Genomic DNA, 928 nt, shown 5'->3' with positions numbered 1-928 from the left:
GTCAGGGGCGCAACAGCGCCCGATGCCAGTGCCGTGCGACGCCATCCATAAAGCTGTGACGGATCTAAGCCTTCAGACCGGGCAACCGCCGAGACGTTCGCTCCCGGCTGCAGCGCCATGGCCAGGATCCGCGCCTTTTCGTCGTCCGACCACTCACGTGGCTTGCGTCTTCTTCGCACCGGCTCCGCGGTCAAACCTCAAAGGTTCGAGGGTGATTCACACTGTCGCTCATAAGATTCTCCACATGACTCATGCAGAAAATCGCCGATCACCAGTTCGAAAGATACGTGGGGTGGCCTACGCGCTTACCACCAATCCATCACCGGCGTGAATCAATGAACACCGACCGATTCAAATATCTTGTTGGACGCGGAGTCTGCCTTGTCCGATTCTGCCTGTTATGATCGCGCAGCCCTACCAGCTCTATGTCGAACGCACGGACGCCAGGAAGAACATGGCGCGCTATTATGCGATGTCGATCGAGCCAAACCTGTTCGGCCAAGCCTGTCTGATCCGCCGATGGGGCCGCATCGGCGCCAGCGGTCAAAGATTGGTCCATCATTTTGAGAAGGAGGAGGAAGCGGTCGGGCTCTTCCTCCAACTCCTGCGGCAGAAGCGGAGGCGCGGCTACGGCCCGAGATCGCATCTTTCGCGAGAGACGATTGCCTGATGGCGGAAGGAGACAGGGCAAGCCGAAACTTCGAGCTTGAGGCGGCGGCGATCCGGCGCGTCAGGCGGGGGAGATTGCCGGTGTCCTCAATTGCAACGGACGACCGGCAATGGCAATCGCTGGACACGGGAGCGGGTCACCGCGCTGAGGTCATATCGCAAGATTCCGGTCTTCCGTCCCCAGATCGACGGGGTCGAGCCATGGCTCTGGGCGGTGCGGCGAAGTTGCTCGGGATAACGCCAAAGGCGCTGCGTCTGG

General features: G+C 60.6%; 2 protein-coding genes. One reads left to right on the top strand and one right to left on the bottom strand.

Annotated elements, in window-relative coordinates:
- A partial coding sequence (locus AS026_RS43450; RefSeq protein WP_245307537.1) for a transposase occupies positions 1-119 on the bottom strand: 119 nt, incomplete at its 3' end.
- 281 nt (positions 120-400) lie between these two features.
- Between AS026_RS43450 and AS026_RS17570 the strand changes: the two genes are divergently transcribed.
- Positions 401-670 (top strand): WGR domain-containing protein, encoded by a 270-nt coding sequence (locus tag AS026_RS17570; RefSeq protein ID WP_007538757.1) that lies wholly within the window; start codon positions 401-403, stop codon positions 668-670.
- Positions 671-928: the final 258 nt, after the last annotated feature.

It is taken from the genome of Rhizobium altiplani (genome assembly GCF_001542405.1).
Classification (GTDB): domain Bacteria; phylum Pseudomonadota; class Alphaproteobacteria; order Rhizobiales; family Rhizobiaceae; genus Rhizobium; species Rhizobium altiplani.
Note: the sequence above shows the minus strand (reverse complement) of the source record. Positions and strands in the feature narration are given on the sequence as shown.